Source organism: Sphingomonas sp. LC-1, assembly GCF_025371035.1.
GTDB lineage: Bacteria > Pseudomonadota > Alphaproteobacteria > Sphingomonadales > Sphingomonadaceae > Sphingomonas > Sphingomonas sanguinis_E.
This window is the reverse complement of sequence record NZ_JANZXB010000013.1, coordinates 71,809-96,050: the sequence shown is the minus strand read 5'-3', so window position 1 is coordinate 96,050 and position 24,242 is coordinate 71,809. Positions and strand designations below refer to the sequence as shown.

Here is a 24,242-nt window from a genome sequence, read left to right as displayed (position 1 = left end):
AATGCTCCTTTGGGGTTTGCCTGTGGCAACGCCGGGGACCTCAAATGGCTCCCCGAACGGAGTTACGCAACCGTTCCGATCAGATCATGGCGACGAAGCGCGTGGCGAAGCTGGTCATAGCTCAACCCCAGCGACTCCGCCGTGGTCCGCTGGTTGAAGCGATTTTCGGCCAGCGCCTTGGTCAGCAACTCACGCTCGAACCGGGCGACGCGCGACTTGAAGTCGGAGGGCCCGACCTCGCACGCGGCCACCTCGTCGCCGTCGTTCATCGGCGCGGAAGTGGACAGGGGCGCGCCGGCCTGCTCGCTTCTCGCGGCGGCAGGCGACTGGCCCTGCGGGCGATAGGGCGAGCGAAAGGGATCGATCTCGATCGCATCGACCGGCCCCTCGCGATCCCAGCGATAGACGGCGCGCTCCACCACGTTGCGCAATTCGCGGACATTGCCTGGCCAGCGATGTTCCATCAGCGCATCGGTCGCGGTGGCGCCGAAGCCCGGCCAATCCTGCCACCCGATCTCCGCCGCCATGCGCCGCCCGAAATGATTGGCGAGCAGCATGATGTCGCTCTTGCGGGCGCGAAGCGGGGGCAGCGTCACCACCTCGAAGCACAGCCGGTCGAGCAGGTCGGCGCGGAATTGATGCGCGGCGACCTTGTCGGGCAGATGCTCGTTGGTCGCCGCGACGATGCGGACATCGACCCGTACGGGCCGCGACGAGCCGATCCGCGTCACCTCGCCATATTCGACCGCGCGGAGCAGCCGGTCCTGCGCCGCCATCGACAGCGTGCCCAATTCGTCGAGGAAGAGCGTGCCGCCATTGGCCTCCTCGAACCGCCCGGCCCGCGCCTTGGTCGCGCCGGTGAAGGCCCCCGCCTCATGCCCGAACAATTCGGCCTCGATCAACGTCTCGGGCAGCGCGGCGCAGTTCATGATGACCAGGGGCTGGTCCCATCGCCCGCTCAGCCGGTGGAGACGCTCGGCGACCAGTTCCTTGCCGGTCCCGCGCTCGCCGATGACCAGCACCGGACGATCAAGCGCGGCCGCACGGCTGGCGCGTTCCAGCGTGTCGAGAAAGGCCCCCGACTGGCCGATAACCTGACTCGTACGCTCCATTCCCAACAGGTGGCGGATTTTCCCAAGCCTTGGCAAGGGCACAATCGTTCGCGCATCGCAACTATTTAGCAAATCCTTGTATTTGCGTGGTTTTTTAAATTGGCACGCCTCCTGCAAAGCTTCTGGCATCCCGCCAACGAGCGGACCGAAACAAAGATATCAGGGAGTTTTCACCATGTTCGCCACCACCTTCACCCGCCAGATCGCCGCCATCGCCTGCACCGTCGTGATGAGCGCCACCTGCCTGCTGGGCGCCCTCGCCCCCGCGCATGTCGCCACCACCACGGCCCCGGTTGCAGCGATCGAGGCGCCGATCGCATAATCACGCATTCCGCCATCAAGGAGTATCCGATGGGCATTTTCTCCCGCACCCGCGACATCGTCGCTGCCAATTTCGCCGACCTGCTGGACAAGGCGGAAGACCCCGCGAAGATGATCCGCATGATCATCCTCGAAATGGAGGAGACGCTTGTCGAGGTGCGCGCCTCTGCCGCCCGCACGATCGCCGATCAGAAGGAAATTCGCCGCCACATCATGAAGCTGGACCAGCTTCAGGACAGCTGGACCGAAAAGGCCGAGCTGGCGCTGTCGAAGGACCGCGAAGACCTCGCCAAGGCCGCGCTGATCGAGCGTCAGAAGGCCGCCGACATGGCCGACCAGCTGAAGGCCGAAGTCCAGGTGCTCGATGATGCGCTGCGCGCGTCGGAAGAGGATATCGCCAAGCTGCAGAATAAACTGCGCGAGGCCCGGACCAAGCAGAATGCGGTCCAGACCCGTCTGGAAAGCGCCAACAACCGCTATCGCCTGCGCGAGATGTGGAATGGCCCCAAGACGCACGACGCGTTCAGCCGCTTCGACATTCTGGAGCGCAAGGTGGACGAGGCCGAGGGCCGCGCGGAAGCGCTGGGCCTGGGCGCCAACCCCAAGACGCTGGAGGACGAGATCGCCGAACTGCGCGCCTCGGACCGGGTCGATGCCGAACTCGCCGCGCTCAAGGCGCGCCTGAACAAGGGGGAGTGAGATGGAGGATTTCTTCAACATCGCAGTCCCGATCGTCTCGATCTTCATCGCGCTGCCCTGGTTGTTCCTCCACTATATGACGAAGTGGAAGCAGGCGCCGAAGATCACCCATGAGGACGAGCAGCTGCTCGACGAGCTTCACCTGCTCGCCCGGCGTCTGGAAGACCGGCTGAACACGGTCGAACGGATCGTCGCGGCCGACAACCCCGACTTCAAACCCAGCCTGTCGCAGCCCGAATGGCGCCCCGAAAGCCGCCTGAGCCGCACCGACTACAGCCTCGATCGGAGGAATTGAGATGACCGCCAGCCGCACCCAATTCTATCTCGACAAGCAGAATGCCAAGTTCAAGGGCGTGTGCGCCGGCATCGCCGACTATACCGGCGTCGACGTCCTCTGGGTCCGCATCGCCGCGGTCCTGCTGACCGTCACCGGGGTCGGTATGCCATGGGTTCCGCTCGCCTATATCCTGGTCGCCTGGATGGCGACGGCCAAGCCGATCGGCCTTTACCAGTCGGACGAGGACGCCAAATTCTGGCAGGGCGTGCGCAGCAATCCGCGCCGCTCGACCGCCGAGGTCCGCTCGAAGTTCCGCGATCTCGATCGTCGCCTCGCCGATATCGAGCTGCATTACACCAGCCGCAACCGCCAACTGGCCGACGAGATCGACAGCCTGCGCTGATCGCCGGGGCCACATATCAACTATCCTATGGGAGTATGGATTATGTCTTCGGGAGGACCCGGTTTCGTCCTGGCGATCATCTCGATCTCGATGATCGCGTGGGTGGTCACCACCTGGATCCGTGCCAAGCACGGCTATAGCCTGGAATATGAATGGGGCGGCATGACCCACAAGGGCGATCTTGGAGAGAGCCGCAAGGTCGAGTTGCTGACCGCCGAGAACCAGAAGCTGGTCGGCCAGGTCAGCCGGTTGGAAGAGCGGATCGCCGTCCTGGAACGGATCGCCACCGACCCCGCCGAGCGGACCGCCCGCGAAATCGACAGCTTGCGTGATCGTTGAGGGAGAGAAGCGATGCATGATTTCGCTATCCTGATCCCGCTCTTCGGCATCAGCTGCGGCATGGTTGCGATCATCGGCGGCGTCGTCATCAAGCCCTGGTTCGCCTACCGCGAAAAGCGGCTGGCCACCGAAGCTTCGATGGTCGCGGAAAAGGCGGCGCAATATGCGGCCCAGGCCGAACGGCTCGAACAGCGGGTCCGGGTGCTGGAGCGGATCGTCACCGATCGCGGCCTGGGCTTGAGCGATGAGATCGACGGCCTCCGCGCGCCCGGCGAAATGCCCGCCCGCATCGAACACTGACATAAAATCTAAAGGGGAGTTACCGCTATGTCCGGCGGACAGTTCATGGTCGTCATGATCGTCGCAATCGTGATGATCGCCAGCATCTTCAAGGCCAAGCACAAGCGCTCGCCCGGCCTCGACATCGTCGAGCATCTGCGCGGCGAAGGGGCCCGCGACACCCAGGCGCTGCGCGCCGAGGTTCAGCAGCTCAAGGAACGCATCCAGGTGCTGGAGCGCGTCATCACCGACCAGCACAAGAGCATCGACCTCGACCGCGAGATCGAGCGCCTGCGCGACCGCTGAACCACCATTGATACGGACAGGGAGCCCGGATCATGACCGACACCAATCTTTACATCGTGATCGCGACCGCCGGATTGGCCGGCCTGGCGATGATCGTCACCGCGGGCCTCGCCGGCTGGCGCGGCTGGTTGCAGCTCAAGAGCCGCGAGTTCGACCGCACCCATGACATGCCCTACCCGCCCGCCAGCTCGGCGGCGTCGCGCATCGAGATGGCGGACCTGAAGGAGCGCATCCGCAAGCTCGAAGCCATTGCGGCGGGCGTGGATCTCTGACCATGGCGCGTTCCGCCGCCCTTCGCCGCTGGGGCACCCGGATCGCCTGTGGCGGCGCGGTGATCGTCGCCGGGGTCGTCCATGTCCCCGCCGCGCTCGCCTTTCCCTATCGGGCCGATTTCGGATCGACGACTGTTCTCGCCGAACAGCCGATCGACCGTGCCGCGATGGGGCGCGTGCTCGCCCGCGCCGACACGCTGCTGGCGGCAAGCCCGCTCGATCGGCCGGGACTGGCGCGAGAGGTCGTGCTGACCGATGGCGGCTGGCGCTGGGATGTGCTGTCGATCGGAGCACGGGGCTCGATCGCCTTTCGGCGGCCCTTCGGCCATGCGCTGATCTTCAACCGCAGCGTGATCGCGGCGGACCGCGTGACCAACGGCGCGGCCCTGGGCGGGGTGCGGACGCTGTCGGGCACCATCGCGTATGAGATGACCCACCGGCTGGTCGCGGACCATATCGGCGAATGGGCGGCGCAGCGCCTGCCCGCCTGGAAGCGCGAGGGCTATCCCGACTATGTCGCGCGCGAGACCAGCATTCACCCGGAGGACGAAGCGCGTATCCGCAAGCTGGATCCGAATGCCCGCATACTGACCTATTATGAAGGACGCCGCCGGGTCGCGGCCGAACTGGCGCGTAATGGCGGATCGGTGGACGCACTGCTCAAGGACTGACGGTTGTCGGCGCGCGCGAACCACGGTAGCGCGGGCACCATGTCCGATCTTGCCGAAATCCGCGACGAATATGAATTCCTCGACGCCGACGATCGCTATCGCCTGCTGATCGACCTCGGCCGCGCGCTGGAACCGATGCCGGACGCGCTGAAGACGGACGCGACGCTGGTGCGCGGCTGTTCGGCCTCGGTCTGGGTCTACCCGACCAAGGGGGATAATGATGGCCTGCATTTCCTGGCGGACTCGAACGCGGCGATCACCAAGGGGATCATCGCGCTGGTCCTGAAGACCGTGCAGGACAGGACGCCCGCAGAGATACTGGCGACCGACATCGAGGGCGAGCTGGCGCCGTTCGACTTGCGGAACCAGTTGAGCTCGAACCGGACCCAGGGGATTCCCAATATGATCGCGCTGATCCGCGAGACGGCAGGGCGGTATTGAGGGGCAACCGCCTGGCCTTCGAATCCGTTCAGGCCAAACGGAGTGATGTGGGGGCCAACCGCTATAACCTCCGTTCAGCCTGAGCGAAGTCGAAGGCCACGCCCGAACGGCCGCCGATCAGGCTCCCCGTCCCAACCGCGCCGCAATCGCCTCCACATCCTCGTCCGGCGTCACGACCAGCCACTCGCCCGGCTTGCGCCCATCGACCAACGTCACCGCATTTTTCGGGCACAGCCCCAGGCACTTGGTCTCGATCACCCCGACCGACGCCTTGCGCCCCTTGCCGAATATCCGCCGGAGCGCCTTGGCAAGCGGCGTCTTGCCCTTCGGCCCGAACCCGCCGCCGACCTTCTTCGAACATTTGCCGCAGACCAGGACCGTCGTTTCCCAATCCGCCTTGGCGCGACGGATCATTCGGGCTTCCAGCTCCGCCGTTCCTCCGCCGCGCGCAGGACTTCATATGCCGCCTGCACCTGCTGGAACTTGGTCGCCGCTTCGGGATCGTTCGGACGGATATCGGGATGATTCGCCTTGGCCAGCCCGCGCCACGTCGCGCGGATCAGGTCGAACTCGGCATCGGGCTCCAGCCCCAGCGCGTCGAGCGCGCGCATCTCGTCGCGCGAGCGGGTGCCATCGCCGGGACCGGCCCAGGCCTGATGCTTCGATTGGGCATAGCCCGCGCTGGTCCGCCGTTCGGAGGCCTCCCGTGCGGCGGCTTCTTCGGCACTCAAGCCCTGAAAATAGTCCCAGCCGCGATTATACTCGGCGGCGTGTGCCTCGCAGAAATACCAGCGGTCGGGGCTGTTGGGCGATTTGGGGGCCGGACAATTGCCGGGCTGGTCGCAACCATGCCGGTCGCAGATTCGCACGGGCTTGGCCTCCCGCGCCGCGCCATAGCTGCGCCAGCGAGGAAAGCCCCAGTCATTGGATCGGGTAGTAGAACGCGCCACGCGGCTCGATTTAAGCGACTTGGCTCGCGGTGCAAGCATCGACGCGATTGCTTTGTATCAGCAAGGCCCGAAATGGCCGCTGGAAACGCTTGACCGTCCGCCAGAACGTCGTTCATGACAACGGCGTCATCATATATTCATGTCCTTACCGGACATATGCGGACGCTAGCTTGTCGGGAGCCGTCGTGGCCCAAAACCGTTCTTTTCTGGCCACCGCGAGGGCGGACGTGCCAGCTTCGATCGTGGTGGCGCTGGTCGCCCTGCCGCTGTGTCTGGGCGTCGCGGTCGCATCCGGGGCACCGCCTTTCGCGGGGATGATCGCGGGTATCGCCGGTGGCCTGGTCGTCGGCTTTCTGTCCAAATCGCCGCTCTCGGTTGCGGGGCCTGCCGCGGGCCTGACCGTCATTGTGTTCGAGGCGATCGAGCGGTTGCCGAGTTTCCAGGTCTTTCTGCTCGCGGTGGTGCTGGCGGGCATCCTGCAACTCGCCTTCTCCTTCACGCGGGCCGGGGTGCTGGCCGAGTTCGTCCCCTCGTCGGTCATCACCGGCATGCTGGCGGCGATCGGCCTGATCCTGATCCTCAAGCAGATACCCCATGCCATCGGCTATGACGGCGATTTCGAGGGCAGCTTCGAATATGCCAGCCGGGCGGGCGGCAATACCTTCACCGATTTGTGGACCAGCGTCAGCAACGACATCGCGCCCGGTGCGGTCCTGATCGGTGCGATCTCGCTCGCCTTCCTGTTCTGGTGGGATCACGCCAAGCCCAAACAGGGTCCGTTGCGGCTGTTGCCGGGCCCTCTGGTGGTCGTCGTGATCGGCGTGGTCGGCAACATGATCCTGGGCGCGGTCCGCCCCGACTGGAAACTGGTCGGCAGCCATCTGGTCCAGGTACCGGTGGCGGGCAGCGCGTCGGAATTCGTCGGTCAGTTCCAGCTCCCCGATTTCGCCGCGATCGGCACGGGCGCGGTGTGGACGACCGCCATCACCCTCGCCATCGTCGCCAGCCTGGAATCGCTGCTGAGCGTCAAGGCGGTGGACGAACTCGACCCGCGTCGCCGGACCACCGACAAGAATTGGGAGTTGATGGCGCAGGGCGGCGGCAACATCGTGTCGGGCCTGCTGGGCGGCCTGCCGGTCACTTCGGTGATCGTGCGTTCCTCGGCCAATGTCGATGCGGGTGCGGAAAGCAAGCTGTCGACGATGCTCCACGCGACCTGGCTGCTGTTGTCGGTCGCATTGATCCCGGTGGTGCTGAACCAGATTCCGCTCGCCGCGCTGGCCGCCGTGCTGATCGCGACCGGCTATAAGCTGTGCAAGCCCAAGCTCTTCACCGAGCGGTACAGGCAGGGCTGGACGCAGTTCATTCCCTTCATCGTCACCATCCTGGCGATCCTGCGCACCGACCTGCTGATCGGCATATTGGTCGGCCTGACCGTCGGTTTCGTCTTCGTCGTCGCGCGCAACTTCCGCCCCGCGCTGACCTTTGCCTGTGACGGCGAGGATTGCCTGATCCGCGCGCGGCGCAACCTGTATTTCATCCACAAATATGAATTGCAGAAGTCGCTGGCCAAGGTGCCGGACGGCGCCAACCTGCTGATCGACTTGTCGTCCACCTCTTATGTCGATCTCGACAATGTCGACATCATCAACGCCTTCATCAAGGGCGCGGATTTCCGAGGCATCAGCGTGATCGTGCGCGGCGACATCGCCGAGCGGACCGCACCGATGATCAATGCCCCCTCGACCGGAGTGCGCTACGCATGAGGGAATATAAGCAACTCCTGCTCGCCAATAAGGCATGGGCCGCCGAACTGCTGGAGGAGAAGACCGACTTCTTCCAGCGGCAGACCGTGGGGCAGAAGCCGGACTTTCTGTGGATCGGTTGCTCCGACAGCCGGGTGACGCCAGAGCAGATGACCATGACCCCGCCGGGCGGCATGTTCCTGCACCGGAACATCGCCAATCTGGTGCATGATGACGACCTGAACCTGTTGTCCGTCGTGCAATATGCGGTCGACGTGCTGCGCGTCCGCCACGTCATCCTGTGCGGCCATCATGGTTGCGGCGGGGTGCTGGCCACGCTGAACGGCGGCACCGAAGGGCCGGTCGACCAGTGGCTGGGCAATGCCCGCGACGTTCTCCACCGTCACCGGGACGAGATCGACGCTCAGCCTGACCAGGGCGCCAAGGTCAACCGTCTGGTCGAGGTCAATGTGATGGAGCAGCTGCGCCATCTCGCCCGGCTGGACACCATCCAGAAGGCCTTTGCCGAAAAGCGCGAGCTGTGGCTGCACGGCTGGGTCTATGACATTCGCGACGGACATATCAAAACCCTGTTGGAGATCGATGCCGACACCGATCTCGACGGGCTGGAACGACCGGATAAGGTGCTGGTCTGACCGTGCTTGATCGCGCCCCTTTGAGCGCCTAGCCTCGGCCCCGTCCATGGGGGGAGAACGATATGCGGTTCTGGTATGGTGCCGCGCTGGCGGCGGTCATGATGGCTGGCGCGGCGTCGGCGCGCGATCTGGCGGTGCCTGCGGACAAGGGCTGGATGCATGCCCAGACGCGGCTCATCGTCAGGCCCAACGTCGCCGGGCTGACCCGCACCGCGATCACCGATGCGACGACGACCGAGCGGGACGTGGCGGTCAAGCTCGAGAGCGCGGACAAGTCCGTCTTCGCCACCCTGTTCCTCTTCCATCCGGCGGTGCCCAGCGTGCCCCTGTGGTTCGACCGGTCGCGCACTGCGATCGAGGAGCGCAAGGGTTTCGACAAGGGCGCGCCCGCCAGCGCGGACCCCGTCGCCTTCGCCCCCTCGGGCACCGGCCCGGCGGTCGCGTTGCGCCAGACCTATTCGTTGCTCAGCAGTCCCTATCGCAGCACCTCGCTGGCCGTCATGCCGATGGGCGAGTGGATGCTGGTCGTCCGGCTGACCGCCGAAAAGCTGAATGCGGATGCGCTCGACCGGACGATGAACGACCTCATCGCCGCGCTGAAGCCCGCCATCGCAACGACCGCCGCCTATCCGGGTCCGGCGGTGCCGATCCGCCCTTGCGCAATCCAGACCGACTTCGCGCATCTGCCCAAGGCCAAGGTGGAAAAGCCCAATGGTGTCGATGTCCTCGCCAATCTGTTGAGCAGCGCTGTTCTGGCCAATCGCAAGCCCGCCCCCTCGTCCGAACCCGAGAAGCCCACCGCACCGCTATGCCGCGACGGCACGGCCCACACCGCCTATGGCGTCTATCGCAGGGAAGGATCGGACAGCAGCGGCTATATGATGGCGCTTTACGATGCCGGACGGACCATCGACGTCTTCCCCGGCATCATGAGCCAGATCGAGAAGCGCAAATCCATGTCCTATTCGGTCGTGCTCCATCATGTCGACGACAGTGCGGACAGCTTTCCCTCATTCAACGCCCTGCCCCGTCCCGAACAGCTATTCGACTTGATCGCCAAAGGCGCTCCTTCCGCCAAGGCACAGGGAAGCACGATATCCATCAACCCCCGCGCGATGGGGTCCTGACGGGACACCGCGCCCTTCGAGGGAATCAGCCAGAGGGCCTGTAAGCCGGGTTCTGTCCACCGGCGCAAAGGCCGGATGGGCGACCATTCTTCTAGGACGATGCTCGCACATCGCCTCAAGCAACCAACCCGGATAGCGGGCGGGAACACGCCCCGACGCTTTCGCGCCATGCCATCCCTATTCGGTCTTGCTCCCGGTGGGGTTTGCCATGCCGTTCCCGTTACCGGGACCGCGGTGCGCTTTTACCGCACCCTTTCACCCTGACCTGGCCGAAGCCGTGGCCGTCTGCTCTCTGTGGCACTGTCCCTAGGGTCACCCCCGCCGGGCGTTACCCGGCACCGTCGTTCCGTGGAGCCCGGACTTTCCTCGCCCCCGGTTTCCCGAGGCCGCGGCCGCCCGGCCCTCTGACTGGGGCGGCTGTAGACGGATTGGGCGGGAGGGCAAGGGGTTTGTGGTTGATGGGGGGCGTTGGGGGCGTGGCCTTCGACTTCGCTCAGGCTGAACGGGGGTTGGTGTCTAGCCCAGGAGCCGTTCAGGCTGAGCGAAGTCGAAGCCCAAGGGAATCCCCCCTCAATCATCCCCCTGCGGTCGGGGCAGCAGCAGCGCGAGCAGGATCATCCGGCATTCCGCGTCGATCTCACCATCGATCAATTCGGGGCGGAAGCGCCGCTGGAACGCCATGATCGCCGCCATCCGGTCAGTCACGTCATAACCGAACCGCTCCAGCGCCAGGCAGAAGCCCGCCTCGGTCCACATCGGGTCCATCAGATTCTTGGTTGGACGCGGCAGCGCCAGCCGCCGCCGGGCCAGTGCGCCCCAGGGGAAGAGTTCGCCCGGATCGCGCTTGCGGGCGGGCGCGATGTCGGAATGGCCGACGATATTGCCGCGGGTGATACCGTGCCGCTTCTGGATATCGGCGACCAATTCCATCACCGCCGCGATCTGTTCGTCGGGAAAGGGACGATAGCCCCATTCATGGCCGGGATTGACGATCTCGATCCCGATGCTGGCCGAATTCACGTCCTCGATCGCGCGCCAGTGCGAGCGGCCGGCATGCCAGGCTCGGTTCTCCTCATCGACCATGCGCAGGACGGTGCCGTCCTCGGCGACCAGATAATGGCAGGACACCTTGGCCTCGGGATCGCACAGGCGTGCGATCGCCGATTCCGCGTCCTGCATTCCCGTATAGTGCAATACGATCATCGTGATGGGCAGACTGCGCGCGTCGAAATTTGGTGACGGCGTTTCGACGATCGTCATGCAACCTCCTGAACGACCCCGGTTCGATGCCCCTGTTAGCGGCATCGCGGGCGCAAGGATATGCCCTCATGCGCGGCGAACGGGATCCTCCGGCATGCATTTCTCGTAAACGCCGCGCCCGATCGGGGCGAGCTGGAACAACTCGGTCTGGCCGATCACCGTCTCACCCGCGCCCAGGATCAATCCGGCCGACGGGCGCATGGCGTTGGCGATGGTCTGAAACGCGCGCCTTTTGGCCTCGGGCGACAAATAAAGCATGACGTTGCGACACAGGACCAGATCGAACGGGCCGCCCGTTACGGGGTCGGTGACGAGGTTCATCTGGCGAAAGCTGATATGGCGGAGCAATTCGGGGCGAACCACCCATTCGCTTCCCGGACGCCCCTCGAACCAACGAACCAGATAACGAATGGGCAGGCCGCGCTGCACCTCGAACTGGGTGAAGCAGCCCGACCGCGCCCGCGCCAGCGCCGCATCGGACACGTCGGTCGCGACGATCTCCGGCATCGACAGGCCCGCGCTTTGCTGCCGCTCGGCAAAGAGCATCGCGATCGACAACGGCTCCTGCCCCGACGAGCATCCGGCGCACCAGATTCGCGGGCGTCGCCCGGCGCGCTCGACCTCCGCCACGACGGTCAGGATCTGGTCGAAGACATGCGGATCGCGGAAGAAGGAGGTCTCGCCATTGACCAGCGCATCGACCACCCGCCCCGCCAGCGAGGGATCGCGCCCGTCGAGCACCGCCGACACCAGCTGGTCCAGCGTGTCGAATCGCCGCTCGCGCATCAGGGGCACCAGAACCGTATCGACCCGCGCCGAGCGATGGCTGGCTATCTGCTGCCCGGTTCGCGCCTCCAGCAGCGCGGCGAGCACGGTCAGCGCCTGTCCCGAGGCGGCGGGCGCGGAAACGGAGGCGGGCGCGACGGCACGGTCGGGAAAGGACGGCGACCAGGCCAGGCCCGGCATCGTCATGCGACGGCTCCGGACGCGATCATCGCGCCGATCGTATCGGGCGGCAGGACAAGGTCTGCCAGATCATGGGAGACGACCGCACCCGGCATGCCCCAGACGACCGAACTCTCCCGATCCTGCGCGATCATCGTCGCTCCCGCCGCCTTCATCGCGCGCGCGCCCTCCATGCCGTCACGGCCCATGCCGGTCAGGACGATCCCCCAGGCACGATCACCCCATATCTGAGCGATCGAAGCGAACATCGGATCGACCGACGGCAAACAGCCGCTGCTCGCCCGGTCGTATCGCAACCGGATGGCGGCCCCGCCATCGCCAAGCTCGGCGAAGGTGATGTGGGCATCGCCCGGTGCGATGACGATCCGCCCCGGCCGCAAGCGCATCCGGTCCTCCGCCACGTCACAAGGGCGGCGTGCCATGGCGGTCAGTTGCGCCGCAAAGAAGGGCATGAAGGACGCGGGCAGGTGCTGCGTCACGACGATCGGCACGGTCATCGCGGAGGGGAGCGGCGCCAGCAATTTCGCCAGAGCATGGATGCCGCCCGTCGAGGCGCCGATCGCGATGATCTCGGGCCTGGCTTTCCCGATCATGGGCGGCGGAGCGCTCGGCGCTGCCATGACACGCTCGCCGCGCAGCGCCAGCGCATCAAGCTTGTGAAGCAGCGCGTCGGAGAATTCGGACAGGCCCTGAGGCCTGGGCTTCACCAGCGTGTCGGCGGCGCCGTGCGCCAGGGCCTGCACCGCCGCCGCCCCGCCGGTCGGGGTGGAGGAGGACACGATGATGATCCGTGCCCCCTGCCCCGCAGCCAAAAGGCTGGGCAACGCGGTGATCCCGTCCATGCCCGGCATCGCGACGTCGAGCAGGATGATGTCGGCACGGTCGGTCGCCAGAAAGGCCAGCGCGGCGTCGACATGGCTGACCGCACCGACCACGGCGAAGCGGACATGCGGCTCGATCTGACGCGCGATCAGGGCACGGGCGACGGCCGAATCGTCGACGATCAGGATTCGCGTGGGGCCGCCGCCGAAGGCGAACGCAACGTCCCCCGCTATGGGCTGCGACGTTACGCCATTTTGATCGCGGACAGACACCGACCCGACGGGATCAGATTATACCGACGAGCTGGAGCTTGCTCTCCAGCGTGTCGCGGTCGAACGGCTTCATGATATATTCGTCCGCCCCCGCATCGATCGCCGCACGGATATGCGCCATGCCGTTTTCGGTGGTGCAGAAGACGATACGCGGACGCTGCGGCAGATTGGCCTCGCGCAGGGCCCGCAGGAAATCCATGCCGCTCATGACCGGCATGTTCCAGTCGAGCAGGATGACGTCGGGCACCGATTCCAGACACGCCTCCAGCGCCTCGCGCCCGTCCCCGGCCTCGCGCACCTGAAGATCCAGGGTTTCCAATATGTGCCGAGCGACCTTTCGGATCACCTTGGAGTCATCGACGACGAGACAGGTTTTCATTCGGCACGCCTTGTTACTTCTGCGGTCCAAGCAGGACCTCAAAGTCGATGATAGCGCTTGAAAAGTAACAGCTGGGTTAATTGCCTAGGCGAGGATTGGGGTGGCGTGCGGCACCAGCCGCGACAGGTCGAGGATCAGCAACGGCTCGCCGTCGCGCACCACCATGCCATTCGCCGCGCGCGACCAGGCACCACGGCTGGCCGGCACGTGCGGCATGGGGCTCGTCTCGAACGTCTCGATATCGTCGAGCGCATCGACCAGCATGGCGTAATAATGGCCGTCCTGCTTGGTGATGACCGCACGACGAATGTGCGGCGGCATGGGCTCCAGCCCCAGCGCGCGTCGCGTATCGACGACCGTGACCACCCGGCTTCGCAAAGCCGTCAGCCCCCGGACCGAGGGGGCTGCACGGGGCACCGCCACGACCTCGCCGATGTCCACCACCGAATCGACCTGATCGGCGTCGAAGACCACCCCCTGCCCGGCGAGACTGGCGATCAGGAACAGGGTCATCGGCCCCCTCCACGACGGGCGTGACCCGCCACCGCGGCGATCAGCGCCGACCGGTCATAGCGATAGATGCTGTCGGGATCGGCAGGCGTATCGCGCTCGCGTCGCAACCGCACCACCGGCGCGCCGCCGCTCTCGTCGGCAGGGGCATCATCTTCCATCATCAGGCGAACGGCAGGCGACTCGTCCTTGGGCGGTTGCAGCACGCAGCGATAGCCATTGGCTTCCAGCACCGGGCGCAGGAAGCGGTCCATCCAGGCCGCGCCCGTCCCGTCCAGCAGGCAGAGGGGCGATGCCGCCGCGTCCCCGATGGGCGCGGTATCGAGGAACAAGGCGAGCGGATCGAGGATCTCGATCGGCCGCCCCTCCCATACCGCGATCCCCAATATCGGCCCCGCACCGGGGGCGGGTGCGATGTCGGTCGGCAATTGGATGATCTCTGCCGCGCATAGCATGGCATAGGCGCATTCGCTCTCGCCATCGGTCAAGCGCATCACCTCTATCTCACCCCCCGACAGCAGATCGGTCGGGGCCACCGCGTCGTTGTGGTGAAGCGGGATCGTCATCTCGCCGACGACCAGCCGGACACGCCCGCCGGACAGGTGCACGGCATCCGCCGCAGCCTTTTCGACACGGTCGATCGCGCCCAGCGGGATGGCACGGCGCAGGCCGTCCAGATCCTCGAACAGCAAAGCGGGGGATGTGGCCTCCACCTCGACCTCCGGGACGGCGGCGATCGCCGCCCGCTGGAAACGCAACCCCGCCGCCTGCGCCAGCCCCCCGCCATCGAGCAACAGCATCGGCAGGCCGCTGTCGGGAAGCGTCTGTCCGGCGTAGAGCCCGGTCGCCATCACCGCCGGGGCGGCGGGCTTGACCACCACCTCCTCGGTGTCGAGCACATCGTCCACGCCCAGGGCATAATCGCCGTCGCGGGTCGCCACGATCACCAGCGTCGCCGGATCGCCCCCGCCCAGTTCCAGAAAAGCCCCCAGCGGCAGCATGGGCAGGCGCCGCCCGCGCACCGTCGCGACGCGAATGTCGCCGACCGGATCGATCCGCACCTGGTCGCCGCGTATCTTGACGATCTCCTCGATCGTCTGCCGTGCGATCGCGAAGCGCTGATCCCCCACCGAAACGACGATGGTCGACATGATCGACAGGGTCAGCGGCACCTGGACGGTGATGGTCAGCCCCTGCCCCGGCCGGTTGTCCAGCGCGACGCGACCCCCGACATGTTCGATATTGGCATGGACCACATCCATGCCGACGCCGCGCCCCGACGTGGCGGACACGGTGTCGCGGCTGGAAAGACCGGGTTCGAAGATCAGGCGCAGCTTTTCCGCCGGCGACATGGCTGCGACCTCGGCCGCGCTACGCCGTTCGCCCGCCACCGCCTTGGCCGCGATGCGTGCGACGTCGATGCCCGCACCGTCATCCTCGACCTCGATCAGGATCTGGTTGCCCGACTGGCGTGCGCTGACCCGGATCTGGCCGGTGGGCGACTTGCCGAGCCGACGGCGTTCGGCAGGCGTCTCGATGCCGTGATCGATCGCGTTGCGGATGATGTGGACCATCGGGTCCCGCATCATCTCGATCATCTCGCGGTCCAGTTCGACATCGGCGCCCTCGATGCGCAGCGACACCGCCTTGCCCAGCTCGGCCGCCACGTCGCGCACCATGCGGGGCAGCGCGGAAAACAGCCCGTCGACCGTCTGCATCCGCGAGCGTGTCACCGTGTCGCGCATGTCGGCGACGGTCAGCGACAACCGGTCGAGCGCCGCCTCGACCCGGGGATCGAGCACATCGTCGCGCAGCCGCCGCGCCAGTTCGTTGCGCGCCAGCACCATGTCGGACATGCCGCTCATCATCCGGTCGAGCAGATCGACACTCAAGCGGACGCTGCGCGGCGCGATGCGCGGCGCGGCGACGGCGCGGGGCGCGGGGGCCACCGGGGCGGCGCTTGTTTCCGAAAGCGCCGCAATCAGCGCGGCATCGTCCGAATCGTCATGTGGCACGCCCGCCGCGATCGCCTCGACGATCGCCCCGATACGGTCGACGATCGCCAGCACGGCATCGACCAGGGCAGTGTCGGGCACACGCTGGCCATCGCGCACGGCGGCCAGCACGTCTTCGGCGGCATGGCTCAACCGGGCGAGACGCGGCAGGTCGAGGAAGCCGCAGCTTCCCTTCACGGTATGCACGAACCGGAAAATCGCATCCAGCCGCGCCCGGTCGGCGGGCGCAGCCTCCCACGCGACGATCTCGCCGGAAAGCGCCTCCAGCGTCTCGCGTGTCTCGGCAATGAATTCCTGCAGCAGCTCGTCCATAAATCCCCGAGGGAGCGGAAATTCCCACCCCCTCATGCCGCTACAAGATTAAAAGGGTGTTTACCCCGCGCGGATCGCCGCGCCCAGGATCATGGTATTGGGCGCAGGCTCGGTTACCAGCGTCATGCCGCCATGCTCGGTGGTCAGCGTATGTATCAGGAAAGCGGGGGCGGTGCGCGACCCCAGCGGCTCGATCCCCTGCCCCTCCATCAGGGTACGGCGGATTTCGGGGTCGAGCAGGATGCGCGGCCCCTCGATCCGGATCGCAATTTCGATCGCCTCGCGCCCTGCCTCGGCCCCGATGTCGATCGTGCCGCCCCGCGCCAACGCCTCGGTCGCGATCAGCGCCAGGTTCATCAGGATGCGAACGGCGGGCTTGGGTAGAGAGGGCGATTCGACCAGCCAGCCCAGCGTCGTGCGGCGATTGTCGGCCAACAGCCCCTCGATCGCGGCCTTCACCTCGCCCGTGTCGATCCGATCGGTGAAACCGCCGCCCGCGCCGAACGCCAGCCGAAAGAATTTCAGCTTGTTGGCCGACGCCCGCGCGCTATCAGCCAGCAATTCCATGCAGCGTTCGCGCATCGCCGGATCGGTCTCGTCGGCGAGCAGTTCCAACCCGTTGTTGAGCGCCCCGACCGGCGACAAAAGATCGTGGCACAGTCGCGAACACAACAGGCTCGCGAAATCCACCGCGCTGACGTTCATGCAAAATCCCTCGACGAATCCTCCCCTTGTGGCGCGGCCATCCCATCGACGCAAGCAAGGTCGAGCGGATCGAACCGCCCATGACGCCGACCCGCCGCGACCGCGCGCCAGGCGGTGACCCGATTTCCGCCCGCGATCAGCCAGATCGAGCCGTCCGGCACCGCATCGGCGGCATCGCGGGGCGATGGCTCGGCCAGTCCGGTCGGGTGCGAGTGATAATGGCCGATAACGGCCGGGCCGCCCGATCGCGCCGCCCGGTGTGCCGCAATCAGCGCGGCCGGATCGATCTCGAACCGGTGCCAGGGCTCGGCAGCGACATTGGAGCAGGGCACAAGCCGCGCGATATGATCGCCCTCGCCCAGCACCAGCCCGCATATCTCGCGATCGGGCGAAGACTCGGCACTTATCAACAGGAAGTCCAGCGCATCGCTTGAAATCGTTACGGTCATGCCCAATTTACTAAGCCATGGACCGGGGGGTTTCCATCATCGATGCGCGGATCGCGCCCACAGCGGATGGCTGGCGGTTGGACCGTGCGCTGGCCGATGCGGTGCCGACTCTGTCGCGCGAGCGGCTGAAGGTGCTGATCGCCAGCGGCGCGGTAACGCGCGACGGCGTGATGGCGCGCGACCCCGCCAAGCGTGCGGCGGCGGGCGACCAGTTCCAGGTTGCCGTCCCCGCCCCCACGCCCGCGCATAACGAGGCGCAGGATATTCCGCTCGTCATCGCATACGAAGACGAGCATCTGATCGTCATCGACAAGCCCGCCGGGCTGGTCGTGCATCCGGCGGCGGGCAATCTGGACGGGACACTGGTCAACGCGCTGCTGCATCATTGCGGCGGATCGCTGTCGGGGATCGGCGGCGTCGCGCGACCGGGGATCGTCCACCGGATCGACAAGGACACCTCCGGCCTGATGGTCGCGGCCAAGACCGACCGCACCCATGAGGGGCTGGCCAAGCAGTTCGCGGCGCACTCGATCGACCGCCGCTACCGCGCGATCACCGGGGGCATTCCGCGCCCCGCCGACGGCAGCGTGGACGCACCGCTGGCGCGCAGTCCGCAGAACCGCAAGAAGGTGGCGATCGTGCCGGGCGGCAAGCGCGCCGTGACTCATTACCGCACCATCGAAAAGCTCAACAACGCCGCGCTGGTCGAATGCCGCCTGGAGACGGGGCGAACGCATCAGGTCCGCGTGCATATGCAATCGCTGGGTCACGCCTTGCTGGGCGACCCGGTTTATGGTAGAACAAAGGGTGCTCAAAAAGCCCTGCTCGATGAACTCGATTTCCGGCGCCAAGCCCTGCACGCGGCGCATCTGGGATTTATTCATCCCATAAGTGGTAACGCTTTGGCGTTTGAGAGCGCGATGCCGCCCGACATGCAGGAACTGTTCAGCCGGCTTCACGTATAGCAGAAGACCGCCTCGACCCGTGTGGTGGGCCGGACGGAATGACGCTCCAGAAAGGGAGATAAGGATCATGGCAAAAGGCAGCAACGTCCCGGCGACGATTCCTGCGCTCGGCGGGGAGCAATCGCTCAACCGCTATCTGGCCGAGATCAAGAAATTCCCGATCCTTGCCCCGGAGCAGGAATATATGCTCGCCAAGCGCTTTCAGGAGCATGGCGACCCGGAGGCGGCGGCGCAGCTCGTCACCTCGCACCTGCGTCTCGTGGCCAAGATCGCAATGGGTTATCGTGGCTATGGCCTGCCGACCTCCGAGCTGATCTCGGAGGGTAATATCGGCCTGATGCAGGGCGTGAAGAAGTTCGAGCCCGATCGCGGCTTCCGCCTGGCGACCTATGCGATGTGGTGGATCCGCGCCTCGATCCAGGAATATATCCTGCGGTCGTGGAGCCTTGTTAAGATGGGCACCACGGCGGCGCAGAAAAAGCTGTTCTTCAACCTGCGCCGGATGAAGTCGAAGCTCGACGCGTTCGAGGATGGCGACCTGCGGCCCGAGGACGTGACCAAGATCGCCACCGATCTGGGCGTAAATGAGGACGAGGTCATCAGCATGAACCGCCGCATGGCGATGGGGGGCGACACGTCGCTCAACGTCTCGATGCGCGAGGATGGCGAGGGCCAGTGGCAGGACTGGCTGGCCGATGACGCGCCGCTCCAGGACTCGGTCGTCGCCGAGCAGCAGGAGGCGGATGTCCGCCACGACATGCTGGTCAGCGCGATGGACGACCTGAACGACCGCGAGAAGCACATCCTGACCGAGCGTCGCCTGACCGACGATCCCAAGACGTTGGAGGAACTGAGCCAGGTTTACGGCGTCAGCCGCGAGCGCGTCCGCCAGATCGAGGTGCGCGCGTTCGAGAAGCTGCAAAAGGCGATGATGCGCATCGCCGGTGAAAAGCGGCTGCTGGCGGCCGCCTGACCATGACCAGCCGCACCGTCGTCATCGGCGGCGGCGCGGCCGGGATCGCGGCGGCGCGGACGCTGCATGATGCAGGACACGAGGTCCTGCTGATCGAGGCGGCGGACCATCTGGGCGGCCGGGCGCTTAGCAAGCGATTGCCGTCTGGCCATGTCGTCGATCACGGCTGCGGCTGGTTGCACTCCGCCCGACGCAATCGCTGGACCGCCATTGCCGAGCAGTCGGGTTTCACCATCGACCGCCGCTCCCCCAACTGGCAGGTCCAGTGGAACGACTTGCGCTTTCCCCCTGACGAGAAGCGCGCCTCGGGCAAGGCCTATGCCCGGTTCGAGGATGCCGCCATGGCGGCGCTCGACGGCCCCGATCGGCCGCTTTCCGATTTCGTGGCCAAGGACGATCCCTGGCGGCCGATGATCGACGCGATCTCGGGCTATGCCAATGGCGCCTCGCTGGCCGAGGTATCGCTGCACGACTGGGCGGCCTATGAGAATGCGGCAACCGACGACAATTGGGCGGTGGTCGAGGGCTATGGCACGGTCGTCGCGAACCACGCCGCCGGGCTGACCGTCCGCACAGGCGTGATGGCCACGCGGATCGACCATCGCGGCAAGACCATCCGTATCGAAACCTCGGCCGGTACAATCGAGGCGGATCACGTCATTGTCGCCGTGCCCACCACGGTGCTGGCGGAAGGTAATCTAACCTTCGACCCGCCTTTGCCCGCCAAGCAGGAGGCCGCCGCCGCGTTGCCGCTCGGGATCGCTGACAAGGTCTTCCTGTCGGTCGAGGGTCCCCTGCCCTGGCCCGCCCATGCGCATCTGACCGGTGATCCGCATAGCGCCTGCACCGCCAGCCACCGCCTGTCTCCTTTCGGCTGGCCCATCGTCGAGAGCTTCTTCGGCGGCCCCTGCGCCGAGGCGCTGGAGGAAGACGGCGCGGCGGCGGCCTTCGCGATCGACGAACTGGTGGCGCTGTTGGGCAGCGACTGGCGGCGACGCTTCACGCCGCTGGGCGCGACGCGCTGGCGACACGCCCCACTGATCGGAGGCAGCTATAGTCATGCCAGGGTCGGTCACGCGAACGCGCGGCAAGGATTGGCCGAGCCGGTAGACGGGCGGCTGTTCTTCGCGGGCGAGGCGTGCTCACGCGAGGATTTCTCCACCGCGCACGGCGCTTATGAAACCGGCCTTGCGGCGGCGCGGGCAATATTGGCATCCTCCTGATCCGCCCTTCCGGGTGGCAAGACATGCGAAAGGACCCTGATGGCGGCGCCCGACCTTCCCCCTGGCTATCGGTTGCGCCCCATTATCCCGGACGTCGCGGATTATCTCCGCCTTCGCCGGATCGCCGGACTGACCCCGCGCAGCGTCGCCGCCGCCGAGGCCGGATTGCCGCGAACGATCTTCGGCGTGACGATCGAGCGGGACGGGCGTGCGATCGGCATGGGCCGGATCATCGGCGACGGTGCGCTATGCCTGCACATCGCCGACATTGCGGTCGATCCTGAGCATCAGGGGCGTGGACTGGGCAAAGCGATCATGGCCGCGCTCATGGCCCATATCGCGGCAAACGTCCCCGCCGAGACCTATGTCAATCTGATCGCCGATGGCGAGGCGCACCGCCTCTATGGGCAATTCGGGTTCGAACCCGTCGCCCCCGCCTCGCAAGGCATGGCGGTGTGGATCACCCCGTCCTGACCCGCTCCGTCACAGGCGCCACCCACAATAAAAAGCCCCCGACTTTCGCCGGGGGCCTTTGATCGCCTTGTCCGAACCGGCTCAGCGGATCGGCGAGTTGGGGTCCAGCCGCATATCGAGATAGCGGTCCACCGACCCCATCAGCTCGGGCATCTCATGCTCGAAGAAATGGTTCGCCTTGGGGATGGTGTCGTGGTGGATGGTGATGTGCTTCTGGGTGCGCAGCTTGTCGACCAGCTTCTGGGTCGCCGCCGGGGTCGCGACCTCGTCCGCCTCGCCCTGGATGATGATGCCCGATGAGGGGCACGGCGCCAGGAAGGTGAAGTCGTACATGTTGGCGGGCGGTGCCACCGAGATGAAACCGCGGATTTCGGGGCGGCGCATCAGCAGCTGCATCCCGATCCATGCGCCGAAGCTGACGCCCGCGATCCAGGTGGTCGAGGCTTCGGGATGGAAGCTCTGCACCCAGTCGAGCGCCGAGGCCGCGTCGGACAGCTCGCCGATGCCGTTGTCGAATGTGCCCTGGCTCTTGCCCACGCCGCGAAAGTTGAAGCGGAGCGTGGCGAAGCCGCGCCGCTGGAAGGTCTTGTAGAGTTCCTGCACGATCCGGTTGTTCATCGTGCCGCCCGCATTGGGGTGCGGATGCAGGATCATCGCCACGGGCGCGCGGGGACGCGGAGCGGGGGCGAAACGGCCTTCGAGACGGCCTTCGGGGCCAGGAAAAATGACTTCGGGCATCAAAACTCGCCGATCTGGAAGGGCGCTGGTGGAGCACCCGGAACGTTGCGCTATATAGGCCGACACGCCATTTTCGCAATTGTTCGATCATTCCAGCGACGGAACAAACCCTGTCCCATCCTATGCCCCCCGTGATGCAGCGCCTTTATCTCGACCATGCCGCGACCACGCCGATGACCGGGGCTTCGCGCGCCGCGCTGGCGGAGGGTTGCGCAATCTGGGCCAACCCCTCCTCCCCCCATGCCGAGGGGCGCGCCGCCAAGCGTGCGCTGGAGGATGCACGTGCCGCCATCGCCCGATCGCTGGGCTGGAAGCACGAGATCCTGTTCACCAGCGGGGCCAGCGAGTCGCTATCGATCGCATTGACCCGTGCGATGGCGGCGCGGCGCTTCATCGGGGCGATCGACCATGATGCGGTGCTGCGCGCGGCCCCGGACGCGATCGTCATGCCGGTGGGGCCGGATGGGATATTGCGCCTGCCCGACCTGACCGGCTCCCGTGCCATGGTGACGGTGCAATGGGCCAATAGCGAGACCGGAGTGCGCCAGCCCATCGCCGAACTGGCCGAGGCGATTCATGCCGCCGGACACATCATGCTGGTCGATGCCGCGCAGATGCCCGCCGGCGCCGACCCGCAAGTGATCGAACATGCCGATCTGGTCGCGCTGTCGGCGCACAAGCGCGGTGGCCCGCCGGGGATCGGCGCGCTGCTGGTGCGCGACCTGGCGTTGCTGGCGCCGACCGGCGGGCAGGAGCGCGGCTACCGCCCCGGCACCGAGAATATGCCGGGCGTGCTGGGCTATGCCGCCGCGCTGGCCGAGCCGGAGCCCGATCACGCCGAACTGCGCGCATATTGCGACGATGCGATCCGGCGTTCCGGCGGCATCGTCGTGGCGGACGCCAGCCGCCGCCATCCCGCCATCGCCAGCTATCACATGCCGGGCAAGCCCTCCGCCGCGCAGTTGATCCAGTTCGACCTGGCGCAGATTTCCGTTTCGGCGGGCAGCGCCTGTGCCAGCGGCAGCCTGAAGCCCAGCCACGTCCTCGCCGCGCTGGGGTGGAGCGTGGAGGCGGGGCGCGAGGTGGTGCGGGTCAGCTTCGGCCGGACGACGTCGCGCGACGATGTCGACCGCTTCGTCGCCGCCTGGCGCGCCATAGCGCGGGGCAAGCGGGCGGCATGATCTATCTCGACTATCAGGCGACGACTCCGCTCGCCCCCGAAGCGTTGAAGGCGATGCTCCCCTGGCTGGAGCAGGGGCACGCCAACCCTCACTCGCCGCATCGCGCCGGACGACAGGCCAAGGCCGCCGTCGAGGTCGCGCGGGACCAAGTCGCTTCGCTGCTGCCCCCCGGCGGGCGGGTGGTGTTTACCAGCGGTGCGACCGAGGCGCTCAACTGGGCGATCAAGGGGGCGAGCGGCGGCATCGTCACGACCGCAATCGAACATGCCGCTGTTCTCGATACCGCCGCCGCGACCGGACGTCCGCTGACCATCCTGCCGGTCGATGGTCAGGGCGTGGCGACGCCCGCACCGATCCCGAAAGGCGTCGGGCTGGTCGCTGCGATGCTGGTCAACAATGAGATCGGCACCATCCTCCCCATCGCCGCAATGGCCGACGACGCGCATCGGGCCGGGGCATGGATGCTGTGCGACGCTGTGCAGGGCTATGGCCGTATCCCCATTCCGAACGGCGTCGATATGGTCGCCTTGTCGGCGCACAAGATCCATGGTCCCAAGGGCATCGGCGCCTTGTGGATACGCGACGGCATCACCCTGCCCCCGCTGCTCCATGGCGGGGATCAGGAACTGGGACGCTCGGGCACGCTCAGTCCCGCGCTCTGCGCCGGGTTCGGCGCGGCGGCGAAGTTGATGGCCGCGCGAGCGGAGCAGGACCTCGCCCATGTCCAGCGGCTTTGGGCATTGGCGGTCGATCGGCTGGGGCCGGACTGGATCGTCAATGGTTCGACCACCCATCGCTACCGGGGGAACCTCAACATCCGCCGCGACGGGCTGGATGTCGCGCGTCTCATGTCCGATTGCCGCGACGTCGCCTTTTCGGCGGGCAGCGCGTGCGCCAGCGGATCGGGGCGGCCCAGCCATGTGCTGACCGCACTCGGGCTGACCGATCGGCAGGCCAAGTCCTCGATCCGGCTCGGCTTCGGCCGTTACACGACGGAGGCGGAATTGACGGAGGCCATCGACCGGCTGACGGCGGCGGCCGGGGCGCAGCGGCGATGATCGCGCTGACCTTCATTCCCCATGACGGCCACGACGTCACGACCGAGGCGATGCCGGGCGAAACGCTGCTCCGCGCCGGACAGCGTGCGGGCCAAGCGATGGAGGGCACCTGCGGCGGGCAGATGGCCTGTGCGACCTGCCATGTGCTGATCGATGCCGCCTATCTCGATCGCCTCGCCCCGCCGTCCGTGGAGGAGGAGGATATGCTCGACCTCGTCCCCGACGCCACGCGCGCCAGCCGCCTCGCCTGCCAGATCATGCTGGACCAAAGCCTTGACGGATTGACCGTCCGGCTTCCCTGAACCTGCGATAACGAGTTGGTTCAGCACGCAATCATCGCCG

General features: G+C 66.4%; 32 protein-coding genes and 1 other RNA gene. 20 read left to right on the top strand and 13 right to left on the bottom strand.

All coding sequences use genetic code 11. From position 1 onward, the window contains the following. Window positions 1-62: 62 nt before the first annotated feature. Window positions 63-1,112 carry a phage shock protein operon transcriptional activator gene (gene pspF, locus NZL82_RS16725; RefSeq protein ID WP_261270885.1) on the bottom strand — a complete coding sequence of 350 codons (1,050 nt, stop codon included), beginning with the start codon at window positions 1,110-1,112 and terminating at the stop codon, window positions 63-65. Window positions 1,113-1,287: 175 nt separating this feature from the next. Between pspF and NZL82_RS16720 the strand changes: the two genes are divergently transcribed. The 10 genes from NZL82_RS16720 to NZL82_RS16675 are packed head-to-tail and all read left to right on the top strand — an operon-like array spanning window position 1,288 to window position 5,120. Beyond that, window positions 1,288-1,434 carry a hypothetical protein gene (locus NZL82_RS16720; RefSeq protein ID WP_261270884.1) on the top strand — a complete coding sequence of 49 codons (147 nt, stop codon included), beginning with the start codon at window positions 1,288-1,290 and terminating at the stop codon, window positions 1,432-1,434. Window positions 1,435-1,463: 29 nt separating this feature from the next. Continuing rightward, the gene (gene pspA, locus NZL82_RS16715) at window positions 1,464-2,132 is read left to right on the top strand and encodes a phage shock protein PspA (protein WP_042483728.1); all 669 of its coding nucleotides are present in this window, start codon (window positions 1,464-1,466) and stop codon (window positions 2,130-2,132) included. Between the two features lies 1 nt (window position 2,133). Further along, window positions 2,134-2,427 (top strand): envelope stress response membrane protein PspB, encoded by a 294-nt coding sequence (gene pspB, locus NZL82_RS16710; RefSeq protein ID WP_261270883.1) that lies wholly within the window; start codon window positions 2,134-2,136, stop codon window positions 2,425-2,427. A 1-nt stretch (window position 2,428) separates the two neighbouring features. After that, window positions 2,429-2,812: an envelope stress response membrane protein PspC gene (pspC, locus tag NZL82_RS16705; RefSeq protein WP_261270882.1), complete on the top strand. Its 384-nt coding sequence runs from the start codon at window positions 2,429-2,431 to the stop codon at window positions 2,810-2,812. Window positions 2,813-2,854: 42 nt separating this feature from the next. Then, window positions 2,855-3,151, top strand: a complete 297-nt coding sequence (locus NZL82_RS16700) for a hypothetical protein (RefSeq protein WP_261270881.1) — start codon at window positions 2,855-2,857, stop codon at window positions 3,149-3,151. Between the two features lie 12 nt (window positions 3,152-3,163). Continuing rightward, the gene (locus tag NZL82_RS16695; protein WP_261270880.1) at window positions 3,164-3,451 is read left to right on the top strand and encodes a hypothetical protein; all 288 of its coding nucleotides are present in this window, start codon (window positions 3,164-3,166) and stop codon (window positions 3,449-3,451) included. Between the two features lie 27 nt (window positions 3,452-3,478). Continuing rightward, window positions 3,479-3,736 carry a hypothetical protein gene (locus tag NZL82_RS16690; RefSeq protein WP_261270879.1) on the top strand — a complete coding sequence of 86 codons (258 nt, stop codon included), beginning with the start codon at window positions 3,479-3,481 and terminating at the stop codon, window positions 3,734-3,736. A 32-nt stretch (window positions 3,737-3,768) separates the two neighbouring features. After that, window positions 3,769-4,008, top strand: coding sequence for a hypothetical protein (locus NZL82_RS16685; RefSeq protein ID WP_261270878.1), 240 nt, complete (start codon window positions 3,769-3,771; stop codon window positions 4,006-4,008). Between the two features lie 2 nt (window positions 4,009-4,010). Then, window positions 4,011-4,679 (top strand): hypothetical protein, encoded by a 669-nt coding sequence (locus tag NZL82_RS16680; RefSeq protein WP_261270877.1) that lies wholly within the window; start codon window positions 4,011-4,013, stop codon window positions 4,677-4,679. Window positions 4,680-4,718: 39 nt separating this feature from the next. Beyond that, window positions 4,719-5,120: a SufE family protein gene (locus NZL82_RS16675; protein WP_261270876.1), complete on the top strand. Its 402-nt coding sequence runs from the start codon at window positions 4,719-4,721 to the stop codon at window positions 5,118-5,120. A gap of 117 nt (window positions 5,121-5,237) precedes the next feature. Here NZL82_RS16675 and NZL82_RS16670 read toward each other — a convergent pair whose 3' ends face one another. Both NZL82_RS16670 and NZL82_RS16665 read right to left on the bottom strand, forming a co-directional pair. Continuing rightward, on the bottom strand, window positions 5,238-5,534 hold the full coding sequence (locus NZL82_RS16670; protein WP_261270875.1) for a (2Fe-2S) ferredoxin domain-containing protein: 297 nt from the start codon (window positions 5,532-5,534) through the stop codon (window positions 5,238-5,240). Beyond that, window positions 5,531-6,070 (bottom strand): J domain-containing protein, encoded by a 540-nt coding sequence (locus tag NZL82_RS16665; protein WP_261270874.1) that lies wholly within the window; start codon window positions 6,068-6,070, stop codon window positions 5,531-5,533. The genes NZL82_RS16670 and NZL82_RS16665 overlap by 4 nt, the downstream gene beginning before the upstream one ends. A 185-nt stretch (window positions 6,071-6,255) precedes the next feature. Between NZL82_RS16665 and NZL82_RS16660 the strand changes: the two genes are divergently transcribed. The 3 genes from NZL82_RS16660 (at window position 6,256) to NZL82_RS16650 (ending at window position 9,598) form a co-directional block, all read left to right on the top strand. Next, window positions 6,256-7,836 carry a SulP family inorganic anion transporter gene (locus NZL82_RS16660; protein WP_405051386.1) on the top strand — a complete coding sequence of 527 codons (1,581 nt, stop codon included), beginning with the start codon at window positions 6,256-6,258 and terminating at the stop codon, window positions 7,834-7,836. After that, entirely contained in the window at window positions 7,833-8,471 is a 639-nt protein-coding gene (locus tag NZL82_RS16655) for a carbonic anhydrase (RefSeq protein WP_261270872.1), read from the top strand. Before NZL82_RS16660 ends, NZL82_RS16655 begins: the two co-directional genes overlap by 4 nt. A 62-nt stretch (window positions 8,472-8,533) precedes the next feature. Further along, window positions 8,534-9,598: a hypothetical protein gene (locus NZL82_RS16650; protein WP_261270871.1), complete on the top strand. Its 1,065-nt coding sequence runs from the start codon at window positions 8,534-8,536 to the stop codon at window positions 9,596-9,598. A 25-nt stretch (window positions 9,599-9,623) separates the two neighbouring features. On the opposite strand, the gene rnpB is transcribed toward NZL82_RS16650, so the two are convergent. From rnpB to NZL82_RS16605, 9 genes are all read right to left on the bottom strand, one after another. Continuing rightward, an RNA gene (gene rnpB / locus NZL82_RS16645) (RNase P RNA component class A) lies at window positions 9,624-10,006 on the bottom strand. Window positions 10,007-10,168: 162 nt separating this feature from the next. After that, entirely contained in the window at window positions 10,169-10,858 is a 690-nt protein-coding gene (locus tag NZL82_RS16640; RefSeq protein WP_261270870.1) for an N-acetylmuramoyl-L-alanine amidase, read from the bottom strand. A gap of 66 nt (window positions 10,859-10,924) precedes the next feature. After that, window positions 10,925-11,830 carry a protein-glutamate O-methyltransferase CheR gene (locus NZL82_RS16635; protein ID WP_261270869.1) on the bottom strand — a complete coding sequence of 302 codons (906 nt, stop codon included), beginning with the start codon at window positions 11,828-11,830 and terminating at the stop codon, window positions 10,925-10,927. After that, window positions 11,827-12,834, bottom strand: a complete 1,008-nt coding sequence (gene cheB, locus NZL82_RS16630) for a chemotaxis-specific protein-glutamate methyltransferase CheB (RefSeq protein ID WP_261270923.1) — start codon at window positions 12,832-12,834, stop codon at window positions 11,827-11,829. The genes NZL82_RS16635 and cheB overlap by 4 nt, the downstream gene beginning before the upstream one ends. Before the next feature lie 97 nt (window positions 12,835-12,931). Continuing rightward, window positions 12,932-13,297: a response regulator gene (locus NZL82_RS16625; RefSeq protein WP_261270868.1), complete on the bottom strand. Its 366-nt coding sequence runs from the start codon at window positions 13,295-13,297 to the stop codon at window positions 12,932-12,934. An 84-nt stretch (window positions 13,298-13,381) separates the two neighbouring features. Next, window positions 13,382-13,810 (bottom strand): chemotaxis protein CheW, encoded by a 429-nt coding sequence (locus tag NZL82_RS16620; RefSeq protein ID WP_261270867.1) that lies wholly within the window; start codon window positions 13,808-13,810, stop codon window positions 13,382-13,384. Beyond that, the gene (locus NZL82_RS16615) at window positions 13,807-16,134 is read right to left on the bottom strand and encodes a chemotaxis protein CheA (protein WP_261270866.1); all 2,328 of its coding nucleotides are present in this window, start codon (window positions 16,132-16,134) and stop codon (window positions 13,807-13,809) included. Before NZL82_RS16615 ends, NZL82_RS16620 begins: the two co-directional genes overlap by 4 nt. Before the next feature lie 60 nt (window positions 16,135-16,194). Further along, complete coding sequence (locus tag NZL82_RS16610; RefSeq protein WP_261270865.1) at window positions 16,195-16,839, bottom strand: histidine phosphotransferase family protein; 645 nt, start codon at window positions 16,837-16,839, stop codon at window positions 16,195-16,197. Beyond that, a complete protein-coding gene (locus tag NZL82_RS16605; RefSeq protein ID WP_261270864.1) occupies window positions 16,836-17,288 on the bottom strand; it encodes a M67 family metallopeptidase in 453 nt (150 codons plus the stop codon). Before NZL82_RS16605 ends, NZL82_RS16610 begins: the two co-directional genes overlap by 4 nt. A gap of 17 nt (window positions 17,289-17,305) precedes the next feature. Between NZL82_RS16605 and NZL82_RS16600 the strand changes: the two genes are divergently transcribed. The 4 genes from NZL82_RS16600 to NZL82_RS16585 all read left to right on the top strand — a co-directional run bounded on the left by NZL82_RS16600 (window position 17,306) and on the right by NZL82_RS16585 (window position 20,923). Continuing rightward, window positions 17,306-18,253 (top strand): RluA family pseudouridine synthase, encoded by a 948-nt coding sequence (locus NZL82_RS16600; protein WP_261270863.1) that lies wholly within the window; start codon window positions 17,306-17,308, stop codon window positions 18,251-18,253. Window positions 18,254-18,320: 67 nt separating this feature from the next. Continuing rightward, window positions 18,321-19,226: an RNA polymerase sigma factor RpoH gene (rpoH, locus tag NZL82_RS16595; protein ID WP_007404166.1), complete on the top strand. Its 906-nt coding sequence runs from the start codon at window positions 18,321-18,323 to the stop codon at window positions 19,224-19,226. A 2-nt stretch (window positions 19,227-19,228) separates the two neighbouring features. Then, a complete protein-coding gene (locus NZL82_RS16590) occupies window positions 19,229-20,449 on the top strand; it encodes an NAD(P)/FAD-dependent oxidoreductase (protein ID WP_261270862.1) in 1,221 nt (406 codons plus the stop codon). A 39-nt stretch (window positions 20,450-20,488) separates the two neighbouring features. Next, window positions 20,489-20,923 (top strand): GNAT family N-acetyltransferase, encoded by a 435-nt coding sequence (locus tag NZL82_RS16585; protein ID WP_261270861.1) that lies wholly within the window; start codon window positions 20,489-20,491, stop codon window positions 20,921-20,923. 81 nt (window positions 20,924-21,004) lie between these two features. Here the strand turns inward: NZL82_RS16585 and NZL82_RS16580 are convergent, their stop codons facing one another. Then, the gene (locus NZL82_RS16580) at window positions 21,005-21,661 is read right to left on the bottom strand and encodes an alpha/beta hydrolase (protein ID WP_007404127.1); all 657 of its coding nucleotides are present in this window, start codon (window positions 21,659-21,661) and stop codon (window positions 21,005-21,007) included. Between the two features lie 134 nt (window positions 21,662-21,795). Here NZL82_RS16580 and NZL82_RS16575 point away from each other — a divergent pair, with 134 nt between their 5' ends. The 3 genes from NZL82_RS16575 to NZL82_RS16565 are packed head-to-tail and all read left to right on the top strand — an operon-like array spanning window position 21,796 to window position 24,202. After that, window positions 21,796-22,842 carry a cysteine desulfurase family protein gene (locus tag NZL82_RS16575; RefSeq protein ID WP_405051385.1) on the top strand — a complete coding sequence of 349 codons (1,047 nt, stop codon included), beginning with the start codon at window positions 21,796-21,798 and terminating at the stop codon, window positions 22,840-22,842. After that, window positions 22,839-23,900 carry a cysteine desulfurase family protein gene (locus tag NZL82_RS16570; RefSeq protein WP_261270859.1) on the top strand — a complete coding sequence of 354 codons (1,062 nt, stop codon included), beginning with the start codon at window positions 22,839-22,841 and terminating at the stop codon, window positions 23,898-23,900. Before NZL82_RS16575 ends, NZL82_RS16570 begins: the two co-directional genes overlap by 4 nt. Then, a complete protein-coding gene (locus tag NZL82_RS16565) occupies window positions 23,897-24,202 on the top strand; it encodes a 2Fe-2S iron-sulfur cluster-binding protein (RefSeq protein ID WP_261270858.1) in 306 nt (101 codons plus the stop codon). Before NZL82_RS16570 ends, NZL82_RS16565 begins: the two co-directional genes overlap by 4 nt. Window positions 24,203-24,242 lie beyond the last annotated feature (40 nt).